This window comes from Pseudomonas sp. S3_B08 (genome assembly GCF_054667725.1).
In genome coordinates, this window is the sequence record NZ_CP162750.1 from 5,605,777 (window position 1) to 5,622,310 (window position 16,534).

The following is a 16,534-nucleotide window of genomic DNA, read 5'->3' on the forward strand; positions in this document are numbered from 1 at the left end:
AGCTCCAAGCTGATAGCTCTGAGCTAACAGTTACAAGCTCGAAATTGGGTCTGTAGCTCAGTTGGTTAGAGCGCACCCCTGATAAGGGTGAGGTCGGCAGTTCGAATCTGCCCAGACCCACCAATTTTGTTATGGGGCCATAGCTCAGCTGGGAGAGCGCCTGCCTTGCACGCAGGAGGTCAGCGGTTCGATCCCGCTTGGCTCCACCATAAACTGCTTCGAAGTTTGAGAGTTTAGAAATGAATATTCGAGCTGAATATTGATTTCTAGTCTTTTGATTAGATCGTTCTTTAAAAATTTGGGTATGTGATAGAAAGATAGACTGAACGTTACTTTCACTGGTAACGGATCAGGCTAAGGTAAAATTTGTGAGTTCTCTTAGTTGAGAAATTCGAATTTTCGGCGAATGTCGTCTTCACAGTATAACCAGATTGCTTGGGGTTATATGGTCAAGTGAAGAAGCGCATACGGTGGATGCCTTGGCAGTCAGAGGCGATGAAAGACGTGGTAGCCTGCGAAAAGCTTCGGGGAGTCGGCAAACAGACTTTGATCCGGAGATATCTGAATGGGGGAACCCAGCCATCATAAGATGGTTATCTTGTACTGAATACATAGGTGCAAGAGGCGAACCAGGGGAACTGAAACATCTAAGTACCCTGAGGAAAAGAAATCAACCGAGATTCCCTTAGTAGTGGCGAGCGAACGGGGACTAGCCCTTAAGTGGCTTTGAGATTAGCGGAACGCTCTGGAAAGTGCGGCCATAGTGGGTGATAGCCCTGTACGCGAAAATCTCTTAGTCATGAAATCGAGTAGGACGGAGCACGAGAAACTTTGTCTGAATATGGGGGGACCATCCTCCAAGGCTAAATACTACTGACTGACCGATAGTGAACTAGTACCGTGAGGGAAAGGCGAAAAGAACCCCGGAGAGGGGAGTGAAATAGATCCTGAAACCGTATGCGTACAAGCAGTGGGAGCAGACTTTGTTCTGTGACTGCGTACCTTTTGTATAATGGGTCAGCGACTTATTTTCAGTGGCGAGCTTAACCGAATAGGGGAGGCGTAGCGAAAGCGAGTCTTAATAGGGCGTCTAGTCGCTGGGAATAGACCCGAAACCGGGCGATCTATCCATGGGCAGGTTGAAGGTTAGGTAACACTGACTGGAGGACCGAACCGACTACCGTTGAAAAGTTAGCGGATGACCTGTGGATCGGAGTGAAAGGCTAATCAAGCTCGGAGATAGCTGGTTCTCCTCGAAAGCTATTTAGGTAGCGCCTCATGTATCACTGTAGGGGGTAGAGCACTGTTTCGGCTAGGGGGTCATCCCGACTTACCAAACCGATGCAAACTCCGAATACCTACAAGTGCCGAGCATGGGAGACACACGGCGGGTGCTAACGTCCGTCGTGAAAAGGGAAACAACCCAGACCGTCAGCTAAGGTCCCAAAGTTATGGTTAAGTGGGAAACGATGTGGGAAGGCTTAGACAGCTAGGAGGTTGGCTTAGAAGCAGCCACCCTTTAAAGAAAGCGTAATAGCTCACTAGTCGAGTCGGCCTGCGCGGAAGATGTAACGGGGCTCAAACCATACACCGAAGCTACGGGTATCATCTTCGGATGATGCGGTAGAGGAGCGTTCTGTAAGCCTGTGAAGGTGAGTTGAGAAGCTTGCTGGAGGTATCAGAAGTGCGAATGCTGACATGAGTAACGACAATGGGTGTGAAAAACACCCACGCCGAAAGACCAAGGTTTCCTGCGCAACGTTAATCGACGCAGGGTTAGTCGGTCCCTAAGGCGAGGCTGAAAAGCGTAGTCGATGGAAAACAGGTTAATATTCCTGTACTTCTGGTTATTGCGATGGAGGGACGGAGAAGGCTAGGCCAGCTTGGCGTTGGTTGTCCAAGTTTAAGGTGGTAGGCTGAGATCTTAGGTAAATCCGGGATCTTAAGGCCGAGAGCTGATGACGAGTTACCCTTTGGGTGACGAAGTGGTTGATGCCATGCTTCCAAGAAAAGCTTCTAAGCTTCAGGTAACCAGGAACCGTACCCCAAACCGACACAGGTGGTTGGGTAGAGAATACCAAGGCGCTTGAGAGAACTCGGGTGAAGGAACTAGGCAAAATGGCACCGTAACTTCGGGAGAAGGTGCGCCGGTGAGGGTGAAGGACTTGCTCCGTAAGCTCATGCCGGTCGAAGATACCAGGCCGCTGCGACTGTTTATTAAAAACACAGCACTCTGCAAACACGAAAGTGGACGTATAGGGTGTGACGCCTGCCCGGTGCCGGAAGGTTAATTGATGGGGTTAGCTAACGCGAAGCTCTTGATCGAAGCCCCGGTAAACGGCGGCCGTAACTATAACGGTCCTAAGGTAGCGAAATTCCTTGTCGGGTAAGTTCCGACCTGCACGAATGGCGTAACGATGGCGGCGCTGTCTCCACCCGAGACTCAGTGAAATTGAAATCGCTGTGAAGATGCAGTGTATCCGCGGCTAGACGGAAAGACCCCGTGAACCTTTACTATAGCTTTGCACTGGACTTTGAATTTGCTTGTGTAGGATAGGTGGGAGGCTTTGAAGCGTGGACGCCAGTTCGCGTGGAGCCATCCTTGAAATACCACCCTGGCAACTTTGAGGTTCTAACTCAGGTCCGTTATCCGGATCGAGGACAGTGTATGGTGGGTAGTTTGACTGGGGCGGTCTCCTCCTAAAGAGTAACGGAGGAGTACGAAGGTGCGCTCAGACCGGTCGGAAATCGGTCGTAGAGTATAAAGGCAAAAGCGCGCTTGACTGCGAGACAGACACGTCGAGCAGGTACGAAAGTAGGTCTTAGTGATCCGGTGGTTCTGTATGGAAGGGCCATCGCTCAACGGATAAAAGGTACTCCGGGGATAACAGGCTGATACCGCCCAAGAGTTCATATCGACGGCGGTGTTTGGCACCTCGATGTCGGCTCATCACATCCTGGGGCTGAAGCCGGTCCCAAGGGTATGGCTGTTCGCCATTTAAAGTGGTACGCGAGCTGGGTTTAGAACGTCGTGAGACAGTTCGGTCCCTATCTGCCGTGGACGTTTGAGATTTGAGAGGGGCTGCTCCTAGTACGAGAGGACCGGAGTGGACGAACCTCTGGTGTTCCGGTTGTCACGCCAGTGGCATTGCCGGGTAGCTATGTTCGGGAAAGATAACCGCTGAAAGCATCTAAGCGGGAAACTTGCCTCAAGATGAGATCTCACTGGAACCTTGAGTTCCCTGAAGGGCCGTCGAAGACTACGACGTTGATAGGTTGGGTGTGTAAGCGCTGTGAGGCGTTGAGCTAACCAATACTAATTGCCCGTGAGGCTTGACCATATAACACCCAAGCAATTTGCTGACCTGAAAAGGCACCAGATTGCGGTGTGTGAAGACGAAACGAACCGAAAGTTCGAAATTCACAAACACCTAGCTGTCACATACCCAATTTGCTGAAGCGAGGCCATCCGGTCCCGAGTCAGTACCCGAATTTCTTGACGACCATAGAGCGTTGGAACCACCTGATCCCATCCCGAACTCAGCAGTGAAACGATGCATCGCCGATGGTAGTGTGGGGTTTCCCCATGTGAGAGTAGGTCATCGTCAAGATTAAATTCGAAACCCCAATTGCGAAAGCAGTTGGGGTTTTGTTTTGCCTGCGAGAAAGTTCTTACAGGCTTCGCAGACCTCGTCCGGCTGTCACAGTCGGCCGACAATGCTAAGGTTCTGCCTCGGCTTTAGCGATTTTCCAAGGAATCCATATGTCGGACGCCCAGTCCCTCAACGCTGCATTCATGGTGGTTCAGAGCAACAGTCTCGATGAGCTGCGCAGTCTTGTGGTCAGCATCATGCGGCGCTACCCACTGGCACCCTTGGAAAACGAAATCGCTTTGGTGCAAAGCAACGGCATCGCCCAATGGCTCAAACTCGCATTGGCCGAAGATCCTGAAGACGATGACCTTGGCGGTTGCGGGATCGCTGCGGCGATTGACGTTCAACTACCCGGCAGTTTCATGTGGCAGCTGTATCGCATGGTATTGGGACGAGAAGAGATTCCGGCGAAATCCCTGCTCGATAAAGCTCCGCTGACCTGGCGTCTGATGCGCCTCTTGCCACAGGTAATCGATCGCCCCCATTTCGAGCCGCTGCAACGCTTCCTCACCCATGACAGCGATCTGCGCAAGCGCTATCAATTGTCAGAGCGTCTGGCCGATCTGTTCGACCAATATCAAGTTTATCGGGCCGACTGGCTCGAGGACTGGGCTGAAGGGCGTCATCAACTGCGCAATGTCAGAGGTGAAATAAAGCCGCTGCCACCGACCAGTTGCTGGCAGGCAGAGTTGTGGCGAGCGCTGCTGGATGACGTCGGCGAACAGGGCATGGCGCAGAGTCGTGCCGGCGTGCATCAACGCTTCATGGAACGCATCAACATACTCGACAAGGCCCCGGCTGCGCTGCCGCCGCGCGTGATCGTCTTTGGCATTTCTTCATTGCCCGCACAAGTTCTTGAAGCGCTCGCCGGTCTGGCGCGCTTCAGTCAGGTTCTGCTTTGCGTACACAACCCCTGTCGCCATCACTGGGCCGATATCGTCGCCGACAAGGACCTGCTGCGACATCAATACAAGCGGCAACAACGCAAAAGCGGGATGCCAGTGGTCCTTGATGCCGAGACCCTGCATCAGCATGCACATCCTTTGCTGGCCGCTTGGGGCAAACAAGGTCGCGACTATATCAACCTGCTCGACAGCTACGACGATCCCAACAGCTACCGCGCAGCCTTTCGTGACGGCCGCATCGACCTGTTCAGCGAAGCCCAGCCGCACAACATGCTTAACCAGCTTCAGGATGACATTCTGGAGTTACGTCCCCTCAACGAGACACGCGAACTCTGGCCTGCGGTTGATGCAACCCAAGACCATTCAATACGTTTCCACATCGCCCACAGTGCCCAGCGTGAAGTCGAAATCCTGCACGATCAACTCCTGGCGCGTTTCAGCGCCGACCCGGCTCTACGCCCACGGGACGTGATCGTGATGGTCCCGGATATCGACAGCTATGCCCCGCATATCCGCGCGGTTTTCGGTCAGCTCGATCGATTTGACCCGCGCTTCATTCCGTTCACTTTGGCGGACCAGGGCCAGCGAGGACGTGATCCATTACTGATCGCCGTCGAGCACCTGCTCAAGCTGCCGGACAGCCGTTTCCCGGTCAGCGAGATTCTCGACCTGCTCGATGTTCCAGCTCTGCGTGCTCGCTTTGGCGTAGAGGAACGTGACCTGCCAACCCTGCACCGCTGGATCGAGGGTGCCGGCGTGCGTTGGGGCATGAGTGCCGAACAACGGGCCGGTCTCGGATTGCCTGAGGAACTGGAGCAGAACAGCTGGCATTTCGGCCTGCGCCGAATGCTGCTGGGCTACGCAGTCGGCAGCGCTGAGGCGTGTGCAGGCATCGAACCTTATGATGAAATTGGTGGGCTGGATGCTGCCCTGATCGGGCCATTGGTGGCGCTGCTGGATGCCTTGGAAATCGCTCATCAGCAACTCACGCAACCGGCTCAACCGAAAGAGTGGGGGCTGCGCTTGCAGGCGCTGATGCAAGTGTTCTTTCAGGCGAGCAACGAGCACGACGACTACCTGCTGACTCAGCTCGAAGAGCTTCGCGAGACCTGGCTGGAGACCTGCGAGGCGGTCGGCCTGACTGACGAACTGCCGCTGACTGTCGTGCGCGAAGCCTGGCTCGCCGGGCTCGATCAGGGCCGTTTGTCACAACGATTCCTCGCAGGTGCGGTGAATTTCTGCACCTTGATGCCGATGCGTGCCATTCCTTTCAAACTGGTTTGTCTGCTGGGCATGAACGACGGCGATTATCCCCGCGCGCAACCACCGCTGGACTTCGATCTGATGGGCAGCGATTACCGACCTGGGGATCGCTCACGACGTGAGGACGACCGCTATCTGTTACTTGAAGCGCTGTTGTCCGCGCGCTCTCAGCTCTACATCAGTTGGGTCGGTCGCAGCATCCGCGACAACAGCGAACGACCTGCCTCGGTGCTCATCGGCCAGTTGCGCGATCACCTCGCCAGCGGCTGGCGTTCAATCGACCCTACCCAGGATCTATTGGAAGCGCTGACCGAAGAACACCCCCTGCAACCTTTCAGTGCCCGCTATTTCCACGAAGGCGAGCAACTGTTCAGCTACGCCAGCGAGTGGCAGGTGTTACATCAAGAGAAAGCGCAGCAAAGCGAAGCGCCGTTACTCGCGCCATATGTTCAAGAGGAACCGTTGACGCTGGCATTGCTGCAGGATTTTCTGCGTAATCCGGTTCGGCATTTTTTCACCCAGCGTCTCAAGGTCTATTTCGAGGCGGCGCAAGCGCCGTTGGCAGATGAAGAACCTTTCGTGCTGGACGCCCTACAGCGCTACACGCTAAGCGACAGTTTGCTGGAAGCCGCACTCAGCCAGCCGGACAATATCGATCAGGCGCTGCAAGCCCGGGCGCTGCGCCTGCAAAACAGTGGTCTGCTGCCTATGGCCGGTTTTGGCGAATGCCTACAGCGTGAACTGATCGAACCGCTGCCGGATCTTCTGCAGCGTTATCAACAGTTGCTGACGTTATGGCCGACGCCAGTGAGTAGTGCAATCCCGGTCAGTCTCGACCTGCAGGGTTTGCGGCTGGAGGGCTGGCTCGCAAACCTGCATCAACGCGCCGATGGCGGCCTGCTGTCGGTCACGACCATTCCCAATAGCATCGGCTCGATCAAAACTCGCAAGTGGCATCGGCTGACCAAATCGTGGGTTACCCATCTGGTCGCCTGCGCCAGCGAGCATGCGCTGACCACGGCATTGGTCGCCAGTGACGACACGTTGTTGCTTGAGCCAATGGAGCGAGACCGAGCGTTGCGTTTGCTCGGTGACCTGCTTCTTGCCTGGCAATCAGGCATGCGCCAACCCCTGCCGATTGCGATAAAAACCGCGTTCGCCTGGTTGTCTCAAACTGACCCGGTCAAAGCCGAAGCAGCTGCGCGAAAAGCCTATGACGGTGACGGCCAGACCAGCAACGGCGAGCGGCGTGAAAGCCCGGCACTGCTCCGGCAATATCCCGACTTCGATGCATTGTTGGCAGACGAAACCTTCACCGGCTGGTGCGACGCGTTGTACCGCCCATTATTCGAAGCGCCGTGGCGTTCCTTGTCCAGCGAAGGTGCGCGCGCATGAGTACCAAAACACCGTTGGCTCTGGCCTTCCCGCTGCGCGGCAGTCAGTTGATCGAAGCAAGCGCCGGCACCGGTAAAACCTTTACGATTTCGGCACTTTATCTGCGGCTGATTCTCGGCCATGGCGGCGAGACAAGCGGTTTTGCACGAGAATTACTGCCGCCGCAAATCCTCGTAGTGACGTTTACCGACGCTGCTACCAAAGAGCTGCGTGAACGGATTCGGACACGCTTGGCTGAGGCCGCGCGGTTCTTCCGCGACGAAATTGTTGCCCCGGACGGACTGATTGCCGAGCTGCGCGATCAGTTCGATCCGCAGCAATGGCCGGGCTGCGCCAACCGCCTCGATATCGCCGCGCAGTGGATGGACGAAGCCGCCGTCTCGACCATTCACAGCTGGTGTCAGCGCATGCTGCGCGAGCATGCGTTCGACAGCGGCAGCCTCTTCACGCAATCCCTGGAAACCGATCACAGCGATCTGCTTGGCGAAGTGTTGCGCGATTACTGGCGACTGTTCTGCTACCCGATGCAGGGCGATGCGCTGAACTGGGTGCGCAGCAATTGGGGTGGCCCCGCAGCGCTGTTGCCTCGGGTACGCGGCTTGTTTGCCAGCGAGCGTGACACCGATGAAGGCAAGGCGCCTGCGGAGCTGATCAAGGAGTGTTTGCTGGAGCGGCGAGCGGCGTTGGTCGAACTGAAAATGCCTTGGCATGACTGGGCAGACGAGCTGCTCGCGCTCTGCCATGAAGGCGTCGCCAGCAAAACCGTCGATGGCCGCAAAATGCAGGCGCGTTATTTCGAGCCCTGGTTCGAGAAACTCAAGACCTGGGCCGAAGACGAGTCGCTTGAGCAACTGGACATAGCCACCGGCTTCACCCGATTGACACCCGATGGCATGGCCGAGGCCTGGAAAGGCCAGGCTCCCAGTCATCCGGGGCTGGACGCCATGTCCGGACTCAAGTCGAGCCTGGATGCCTTGCCGACGCCCGATGCTGCTGTTCTGCAACACGCTGCCAAGTGGGTCGGCGCGCGTTTTGAAGAAGAGAAGCGCCGTCGCGCAGAAATGGGGTTCGACGACATGTTGCTGCGTCTGGATGCCGCGCTGCAATCGGAGGGCGGCGAGCGTCTGGCAACGCTGATCCGCGAGCAGTTCCCGGTCGCGCTGATCGACGAATTCCAGGACACCGACCCGGTTCAGTACCGCATCTTCGAGAGCATTTACCGCATCGAAGACAATCAGCCTGAGACCGGCCTGTTCCTGATCGGCGACCCCAAGCAGGCGATCTATGCCTTTCGTGGTGCCGACATCTACACCTATCTGCGCGCACGTCAGGCCACTACCGGCCGTTTGCATACACTAGGCACCAACTTCCGCTCCAGCCACGGCATGGTGACAGCGGTCAATCACGTATTCGAACGCGCCGAGTCCCGAGAGCAGGGACGCGGCGCGTTTTTGTTTCGCGAAAGAAATGGCGAGAACCCGGTACCGTTCCTCCCGGTCGAGGCTCAGGGACGCAAGGAAACGCTGCGGATTGCCGGGCAAGACGTCACGGCACTGAATGTCTGGCTACTGCCCAGCGATCAACCGCTGTCCGGCGCGGTCTATCGCCAGCAAATGGCCGCCGCCTGCGCCAGTCAAATCACCGTACTGCTCAATGGCGGGCAAACTGGCAGCGCTGGTTTCTTTCAAGCAGACGACTTCAAAGGTTTACGCCCTTCGGACATAGCGATCCTCGTCCGCGACGGTAAGGAAGCCCAGGCGGTACGCGCCGAACTCGCCGCCAGAGGTGTGCGCAGTGTTTATCTCTCGGACAAGGATTCGGTGTTTGCCGCCCAAGAGGCGCACGATCTGCTGGCCTGGCTGAAGGCATGCGCCGAACCCGATGTCGAACGCTCGCTCAAGGCTGCGCTGGCTTGCACCACATTGAACCTGCCGCTGATCGAGCTGGAGCGGTTGAACCAGGACGAAATGGTCTGGGAAGCCCGGGTCATGCAGTTCCGTGGCTATCGAGAGCTCTGGCGCAAACAGGGCGTGTTGCCGATGTTGCGACGCCTGCTTCACGACTTCCACCTGCCGCAAACCCTGATGCAGCGCAGTGACGGCGAGCGCGTGCTGACCAACCTTTTGCACCTGTCGGAGCTGATGCAGCAAGCCGCTGCTGAACTGGACGGGGAGCAAGCGTTGATCCGCCATCTGGCCGAGCTGCTGGCACTGTCCGGTCAGGCCGGTGAAGAGCAGATTCTGCGTCTGGAAAGCGACGAGCAACTGGTTAAAGTGGTGACCATCCACAAATCCAAGGGGCTGGAATATCCGCTGGTGTTCCTGCCATTCATTTGCTCGGCGAAACCGGTGGATGGCAGCCGTTTGCCGCTGCATTACCACGACGCTGCGGGCAAGGCGCAGATCAGCCTCAAGCCTACCCCCGAGTTGATCGCCCTGGCTGACGATGAGCGTCTGGCCGAAGATCTGCGTCTTCTGTATGTCGCGTTAACCCGCGCGCAGCATGCCTGTTGGCTGGGCATCACTGATCTCAAGCGCGGCAATAACAACAGCTCGGTGCTGCACCTGTCGGCGTTGGGTTATTTGCTCGGTGGCGGTGCCGCTTTGGGCGAGTCCAGCGAACTGAATCGCTGGCTGCGGGATCTGCAGCAAGACTGCCCGGCCATCGGCATCGGCGAAATGCCTCAGCCCACTGACGAGCATTACCAGCCGCCGCGCAATGAAGCAGTCCTGCGAGCCACGCTACGGCCCAAGCGCAAAGCCAGTGAAAACTGGTGGATCGCTTCCTATAGCGCTTTGCGCATCAGCGACATATTGAGCGTCGGCAGCGATGAAGCACCGGACAGTCCGCAGGCGCAAAAGCTCTTCGACGACGAGCGCCTCGATCCCGACGCGCCACATGAAATCAGCAGCGGTGGCGCCGATATCCACCGTTTTCCTCGCGGACCGAATCCCGGCACGTTTTTGCATGGCTTGCTCGAATGGGCGGGCGCTGAAGGTTTTTCGGTTACCCGCGAAGCGCTGGAAGATGCAGTTGCCCGGCGCTGCAACCTGCGCGGCTGGCAAGGCTGGATCACCACGCTGACTGACTGGCTGCAGCATTTGCTCAAGTCACCGTTGCCGATCGCTGGCGGGCAACCGCCGGTGGTTCTTGCGCAACTGACGCAATACCGCGTCGAGATGGAATTCTGGTTTGCCAGCCACAAAGTCGACGTGCTCAAACTCGACGAACAGGTGCGCCAGCACACCCACAATGGCGTCGCTCGTGTTGCGGCAGAACCGGTGCAACTCAACGGCATGTTCAAGGGCTTTATCGACCTGACCTTTGAGCACGCTGGCCGCTATTACGTCGCCGATTACAAATCCAATTGGCTCGGCGTGGATGATCAGGCCTACACCGTGCAGGCGATGGAGCAGTCGATCCTCGACAATCGTTACGACCTGCAATACGTGCTGTATCTGCTGGCACTGCATCGCCAGTTGAAGGCGCGGCTGGCGGATTACGATTACGACCGTCACATCGGCGGGGCGCTGTATCTGTTTCTACGCGGTACGCGTGCGGATAGTCGCGGCGTGTACTTCGTGCGTCCGCCACGGGAATTGATCGAACGCCTCGACCGGATGTTCCAGGGCAAACCCGAACCCAAGTCCGAACCCGCCTGGGAACAGGGAGTCCTGTTATGAGCCGCACATTCGCCGATCTGCTGCCGACGCCGCTGGAAGCGGACAGCCTGTCGAAACTCTCGCCGCTGACCCGCGCCGATGATTTGCTGTTGTTGCTGAGCCGTTGGGTCGAGCGCGGCTGGCTGCGCGCGCTGGACCGCGCCTTTGTCGCGTTCCTGCATGAACTCGAGCCCGAGACCGATCCGCTGGTGATGCTCGCGGCGGCGTTGACCAGTCACCAACTCGGCCATGGTCATGTGTGTCTGGACCTGTTTGAAACCCTCAAGGCGCCGGATTTTGCACTGTCATTGCCGCCCGAAGGCGATGTGCAGGGCGGTGTGTTGTTGCTGCCCTCGCAATTGCTCGAAACGCTCGATGGAGCCCATTGGTGCAAAGTGCTGGCAAGCAGTCCATTGGTGGCCCTGGCCGCTGACCCGAGTGAAACAGCGCAGACACGTCCATTGGTGCTGTCCTCGAAACGCCTGTACCTGCGCCGCTACTGGACCTACGAACGCCGCATCGATGCAGCGTTGCGCCAACGCTTGATGCAGCAGGAGCCGACGCCGGATGATCTGCCGCAGCGTCTGCACGAATTGTTCGGCGGCGCGGAATCCGCAGCTGTCATCGATTGGCAAAAACTCGCCTGCGCCATCGCCACGCGCAGCGCCTTCAGCATCATCACTGGCGGCCCGGGCACCGGGAAAACCACCACGGTGGTGCGCTTGCTCGCGTTGCTGCAGGCACCGGCCGTCGAGGCTGGCCATCCGCTGCGCATTCGTCTGGCGGCACCGACCGGCAAGGCCGCTGCGCGTTTGACCGAGTCGATTAGTCAGCAAGTGCAATCACTGCAAGTCGCCGAAGCGGTGCGCGCGGCGATCCCCAGCGATGTGACCACCGTGCACCGTCTGCTCGGCAGTCGACCGGGCACCCGGCATTTCCGTCACCATGCCGGCAACCGCCTGCCGCTGGATGTGCTGGTGGTCGATGAAGCGTCGATGATCGACCTGGAAATGATGGCCAACCTCCTCGACGCCATGCCGGCCCATGCTCGGCTGGTGCTGCTGGGCGACAAGGATCAGTTGGCCTCGGTCGAGGCGGGCGCGGTGCTGGGCGATCTGTGCCGTGACGCCGAGGGCGGTTGGTACAGCCCGCAAACGCGACAATGGCTGGAGTCTGTCAGTGGCGAGTCGTTGCAGGGTAGCGGTTTGCATGAAGACTGCGACGGCACCCATCCGTTGGCGCAACAAGTGGTGATGCTGCGTCACTCGCGCCGCTTCGGCGAGGGCAGCGGTATCGGTCAGCTCGCGCGCCGGGTCAATCAGCAATTGGCCGATGAGGCGCGACAGTTGCTCGCCGCTGGCGGCTACGACGACGTGTATTCGCTGCCGCTCAAAGGCGAACACGATCACAAGCTCGAACGCCTGTTGCTCGAAGGTCACGGCAACGGCCCGCAAGGTTACCGCCATTACCTGAGCGTATTGCGCGATCAGCGTCCACCGTCAACGCGGCCACTTGAGCATGCGGACTGGATCGATTGGGCGCGCGAAGTCTTGCAGGCGTTCGACACGTTCCAGTTGCTGTGCGCGGTGCGCAAAGGGCCGTGGGGCGTTGAAGGTCTGAACCAGCGCATTACCGCTGCATTGCTCAAGGCGCGTCTGATCGAGAGCGATCAGCAGTGGTATGAAGGTCGGCCGGTGCTGATGACACGCAACGACTATGGTCTGGGCCTGATGAACGGCGACATCGGCATCGCCCTGAAACTGCCCGAGCGTGAAGGCGCAGAGATCGGCAAAACGGTTCTGCGCGTGGCTTTTCCGCGTAACGATGGACAGGGCGGCGTGCGCTTCGTGTTGCCGAGTCGGCTCAATGATGTCGAAACCGTGTACGCCATGACGGTGCACAAGTCCCAGGGTTCGGAGTTCGCCCACACGGCGCTGATCCTGCCGGATGCGTTGAACCCCGTGCTGACCAAAGAACTGATCTACACCGGAATCACTCGCGCCCGGCACTGGTTCACCTTGATCGAGCCGCGTGCCGGCGTGTTTGAAGAGGCGGTGCTGCGCAAGGTCAAGCGTCTGAGCGGGCTGATGCTGGAACTGGAAGAGGGCACCGAGCCTCCGGTATGAAGCGCTGAATGACCGACAACGAGTACTGACCAACCGGTCAGAGGCAGGCGCCTCGCTGGTGTCCTGGCGCTGTGCTATCGTTGCGGCATCATTTCGTTACGCTCCAAGAGAATCCCTCCATGAAGGTGGCCGTCTGGGCGACACAGCGTGTGGTGGCCTGCCAGCACGCATTGCTGATCGTTTTGCTCTGGTTGTTCACGGGCAGCGCCATCGCCCAAGCGCAAACCGGGCCGGCCGAGCAACGGGCCAAAGCGGTCACGCAAGTGGTGCTTGGCATCCTCAGTTATGCACGCTGGCCGGTGGAACCGGCGCAATTGCACCTGTGCATCGTCGGCCCCACCGAATACACCGATGACCTGGTCAAAGGCACCACCCAAGCCACGGGGCGGCCGGTGGCTGTGCGGCGCCTGCTGGCAGACAACCCGGCCATCGTCAGCGAATGCGATGCGGTGTACATCGGCAAGCTCACCGCCGATGAACGCAGTCGCCTGTTCGCATCGTTGATCGGGCATCCAGTGCTGAGCATCAGCGAAGCAGACGATCAATGCACCGTCGGCAGTCTGTTCTGCCTGCGCGTTGGCGATGAACAAGTGTCGTTCGAGGTCAATCTCGACTCCGTGGCTCGCAGTGGTGTGCGCATTCACCCCAGCGTGTTGCAGTTGTCCCGTCGCAAAGCGGCGGCGCCATGAAGCTGTTCAGTTGGAAGGCTCGCCCCACCCTTGGTTCGGTCATTGGCCGTGGGCATTTGATTGTCGCGCTGGTGGCGGTGGCGATGGCCAGTGTTTCGCTGACCTTGCTGGGCGTGCTCGCGCTGCGGGTCTATGCCGACCACAACCTGCACTTGATCGCCCGTTCGATCAGCTACACCGTCGAGGCAGCCGTCGTGTTCAATGACAAAGCGGCGGCAACCGAGGCGCTGGCGATCATCGCCGCCACCGAGGAAGTGGCAGATGCCCGAGTGCTCGACGCGCAAGGCCAATTGATCGCGCAATGGCAGCGCGTCGAGACCGGCTTGTTCTCCGAGCTGGAAATGCAGATCACCCGCGCTCTTCTGGAAAAACCGGTCAGCCTGCCGATCGAGCATCAGGACCGTGAAATTGGTCGCGTCCTGCTCATCGGCCACGGCGGCAGCCTGATGCGCTTCCTGCTCAGCGGCCTGGCCGGGATTGTGCTGTGCACCGCGATCAGCGCCTGGGTCGCGCTCTATCTGGCGCGGCGGCAGTTGCGCGCGATCATCGGCCCGTTGCACAGCCTCGCCGCCGTCGCCCACGCCGCGCGCAGTGAGCGAGCGCTGGATCGGCGCGTGCCGCCGGCGCAAATCGCTGAACTGGATAATCTGGGCAATGACTTCAATGCCTTGCTCGGCGAACTCGAGTCGTGGCAAACCCATCTGCAAAACGAAAACGAAACTCTCGCTCACCAAGCGACCCACGACAGCCTCACCGGTTTGCCCAACCGTGCGTTTTTTGAAGGCCGCTTGATCCGCGCCTTGCGCAACGGCAAAAAACACGATGAGCGGGTCGCCGTGCTGTTTCTCGACAGCGACCGCTTCAAAGGCATCAACGATAACTTCGGCCACGCCTCGGGCGACGCAGTGCTGGTGGCCATCGCCAATCGCGTGCGAGCGCAATTGCGCGAGGATGATCTGGTCGCGCGGCTGGGTGGCGACGAGTTCGCCGTGCTGCTTGCGCCACTGCACACGGTCGAAGACGCTGAGCACATCGCTGACAAGATTCTCGCCAGCATGGACATGCCGATCACCCTGCCCGGCGACAGCAGTGTGGTGACCTCGCTCAGTATCGGCATCGCCGTTTACCCCGATCATGGCGCCACGCCGGGTGCCTTGCTCAACGCAGCCGACGCGTCAATGTACCAGGCCAAGCGCCTGTCGCGTGGCGCGCAATTCACCGCCGGGTCGGAGCGCCCGGTCGATTCCGTTCACACCAGGAGCTGATGTCCGTGTTCACTCTTCCCGTTCGACTTTTTCCGCATTGCTGATGATCGCCGCGCTGACCCTGAGCGGTTGCCAGACCGCCCCGCAGAAAGGCCTGACACCGGCGCAGGTCGCCGTGCTCAAACAGCAGGGTTTCGAGTTGACCGACGACGGCTGGGAATTCGGCCTGTCGGGCAAAGTGCTTTTTGGCAGCGACGTCGAAAGCCTGAACGCAGCCAGCACGGAAATCGTCGAACGCATCGGCAAGGCGTTGCTCGGCGTGGGAATCGAGCGGGTGCGCGTCGATGGCCACACCGATGCGTCCGGCAAGGAAACCTACAATCAGCAACTGTCGCTGCGCCGGGCCAAGAGCGTCGCCAACGTCCTCGGCACGGTCGGCATGAAGCAGGAAAACATCCAGCTGCAAGGCCTGGGCAGCAGCGAACCGGTGGCTTCCAACGACACCGCAGCGGGGCGCACGGAGAATCGCCGGGTGTCGATTGTGGTCAGCGCCGACTAATCGGCAAAGCGCATCTCCCGCGTTTCACCCATCAACAACGCCTGATTGCGCTCGGTCACTTCGCGGATGTAATCCCACAACAAGGTGATCCGCTTCAACTTGCGCAGATCCTCCCGGCAGTACATCCAGAACTGCCGGGTGATGTCGATTTCCTCCGGCAGCACCGGCAGCAATCGCGGGTCTTGTGCGGCGAGAAAGCACGGCAGGATCGCCAGCGAGCGCCCCTGCTGTGCGGCGACGTATTGCGCGATCACGCTGGTGCTGCGCAAATGTGCGCTGGCGCCGGGCAGCACATTGGCCAGGTAAAGCAGCTCTGAGCTGAACGCCAGATCATCCACATAACTGATGAATTGATGCTTGCTCAAGTCGGCCGGGCGGCGGATCGGTGGGTGTTTGTCCAGATAGTCCTGGGTTGCGTACAGCTGCAAACGGTAGTCGCAGAGTTTGCAGCAGACGTACGGCCCGTGCTCCGGCCGCTCGAGGGCAATGACGATGTCGGCCTCGCGCTTGGACAGGCTGATGAAGTGCGGCAGCGGCAGGATGTCCACGGAGATTGCCGGGTAGGCGTCGACGAAATGGCTCAGCTGTGGGGTGATGAAGAAACTGCCGAAGCCTTCAGTACAGCCCATGCGCACGTGTCCGGAGAGTGCCACGCCCGAGCCGGAAACCTGCTCGCAGGCCATGTGCAACGTGCTTTCGATCGACTCGGCATAACCGAGCAAGCGCTGGCCTTCGGTGGTCAGGACGAAGCCGCTGGTGCGGGATTTTTCGAACAGCAATGTACCCAGCGCCGCTTCCAGCGAGCTGATCCGTCGCGACACCGTGGTGTAGTCGACAGCCAGGCGTTTGGCGGCGGTGCTGGCCTTGCGGGTGCGGGCGACTTCGAGGAAAAACTTCAGGTCGTCCCAGTTCAGCGAGCCTAGCGAGGTGATGTTTTTTTGCATGATGGTCGGGCTTATATGTGCGTTCTTATTAGAAGTTTGCACATCTATACTCCAAAAACAGTCCGACAACCAATTCGTGACACACGCCTCATCTCAAGGCGAACCTTTCGCCTTGGCTCCTACGATAAAAACA

At 58.7% G+C, this 16,534-nt stretch carries 7 protein-coding genes, 2 tRNA genes and 2 rRNA genes; 10 read left to right on the forward strand and 1 reads right to left on the reverse strand.

Annotated elements, in window-relative coordinates; genetic code table 11:
- Window positions 1-46: 46 nt before the first annotated feature.
- The 10 genes from AB4N73_RS25195 (at window position 47) to AB4N73_RS25240 (ending at window position 15,457) form a co-directional block, all read left to right on the forward strand.
- Window positions 47-123, forward strand: a tRNA-Ile gene (locus AB4N73_RS25195).
- Window positions 124-133: 10 nt separating this feature from the next.
- Window positions 134-209 (forward strand) — tRNA-Ala (locus AB4N73_RS25200).
- Window positions 210-447: 238 nt separating this feature from the next.
- Window positions 448-3,341: ribosomal RNA gene (locus AB4N73_RS25205) — 23S ribosomal RNA — on the forward strand.
- Between the two features lie 154 nt (window positions 3,342-3,495).
- Window positions 3,496-3,611, forward strand: a 5S ribosomal RNA gene (gene rrf, locus AB4N73_RS25210).
- 152 nt (window positions 3,612-3,763) lie between these two features.
- Window positions 3,764-7,216, forward strand: a complete 3,453-nt coding sequence (gene recC, locus AB4N73_RS25215) for an exodeoxyribonuclease V subunit gamma (RefSeq protein ID WP_460142693.1) — start codon at window positions 3,764-3,766, stop codon at window positions 7,214-7,216.
- Entirely contained in the window at window positions 7,213-10,899 is a 3,687-nt protein-coding gene (gene recB / locus AB4N73_RS25220; protein WP_460142694.1) for an exodeoxyribonuclease V subunit beta, read from the forward strand. The genes recC and recB overlap by 4 nt, the downstream gene beginning before the upstream one ends.
- A complete protein-coding gene (gene recD / locus AB4N73_RS25225; RefSeq protein WP_460142695.1) occupies window positions 10,896-13,004 on the forward strand; it encodes an exodeoxyribonuclease V subunit alpha in 2,109 nt (702 codons plus the stop codon). The genes recB and recD overlap by 4 nt, the downstream gene beginning before the upstream one ends.
- A gap of 119 nt (window positions 13,005-13,123) precedes the next feature.
- Window positions 13,124-13,693: a YfiR family protein gene (locus AB4N73_RS25230; RefSeq protein WP_252877396.1), complete on the forward strand. Its 570-nt coding sequence runs from the start codon at window positions 13,124-13,126 to the stop codon at window positions 13,691-13,693.
- Entirely contained in the window at window positions 13,690-14,958 is a 1,269-nt protein-coding gene (locus AB4N73_RS25235) for a diguanylate cyclase domain-containing protein (RefSeq protein WP_460142696.1), read from the forward strand. Before AB4N73_RS25230 ends, AB4N73_RS25235 begins: the two co-directional genes overlap by 4 nt.
- Before the next feature lie 43 nt (window positions 14,959-15,001).
- Window positions 15,002-15,457 (forward strand): OmpA family protein, encoded by a 456-nt coding sequence (locus AB4N73_RS25240; RefSeq protein WP_460059900.1) that lies wholly within the window; start codon window positions 15,002-15,004, stop codon window positions 15,455-15,457.
- Here AB4N73_RS25240 and AB4N73_RS25245 read toward each other — a convergent pair.
- The gene (locus AB4N73_RS25245; RefSeq protein ID WP_076565624.1) at window positions 15,454-16,401 is read right to left on the reverse strand and encodes a LysR family transcriptional regulator; all 948 of its coding nucleotides are present in this window, start codon (window positions 16,399-16,401) and stop codon (window positions 15,454-15,456) included. The two genes, AB4N73_RS25240 and AB4N73_RS25245, sit on opposite strands and share 4 nt — an antisense overlap.
- Window positions 16,402-16,534 lie beyond the last annotated feature (133 nt).

Excerpts from the sequence above, each read along its gene's own strand:
- AB4N73_RS25235 (WP_460142696.1), top strand. The coding sequence starts at position 13,690 with ATGAAGCTGTTCAGTTGGAAGGCTCGCCCCACCCTTGGTTCGGTCATT.
- AB4N73_RS25230 (WP_252877396.1), top strand. The coding sequence starts at position 13,124 with ATGAAGGTGGCCGTCTGGGCGACACAGCGTGTGGTGGCCTGCCAGCAC.
- recB (WP_460142694.1), top strand. The coding sequence starts at position 7,213 with ATGAGTACCAAAACACCGTTGGCTCTGGCCTTCCCGCTGCGCGGCAGT.
- AB4N73_RS25240 (WP_460059900.1), top strand. The coding sequence starts at position 15,002 with ATGATCGCCGCGCTGACCCTGAGCGGTTGCCAGACCGCCCCGCAGAAA.
- AB4N73_RS25245 (WP_076565624.1), bottom strand. The coding sequence starts at position 16,401 with ATGCAAAAAAACATCACCTCGCTAGGCTCGCTGAACTGGGACGACCTG.
- recD (WP_460142695.1), top strand. The coding sequence starts at position 10,896 with ATGAGCCGCACATTCGCCGATCTGCTGCCGACGCCGCTGGAAGCGGAC.
- recC (WP_460142693.1), top strand. The coding sequence starts at position 3,764 with ATGTCGGACGCCCAGTCCCTCAACGCTGCATTCATGGTGGTTCAGAGC.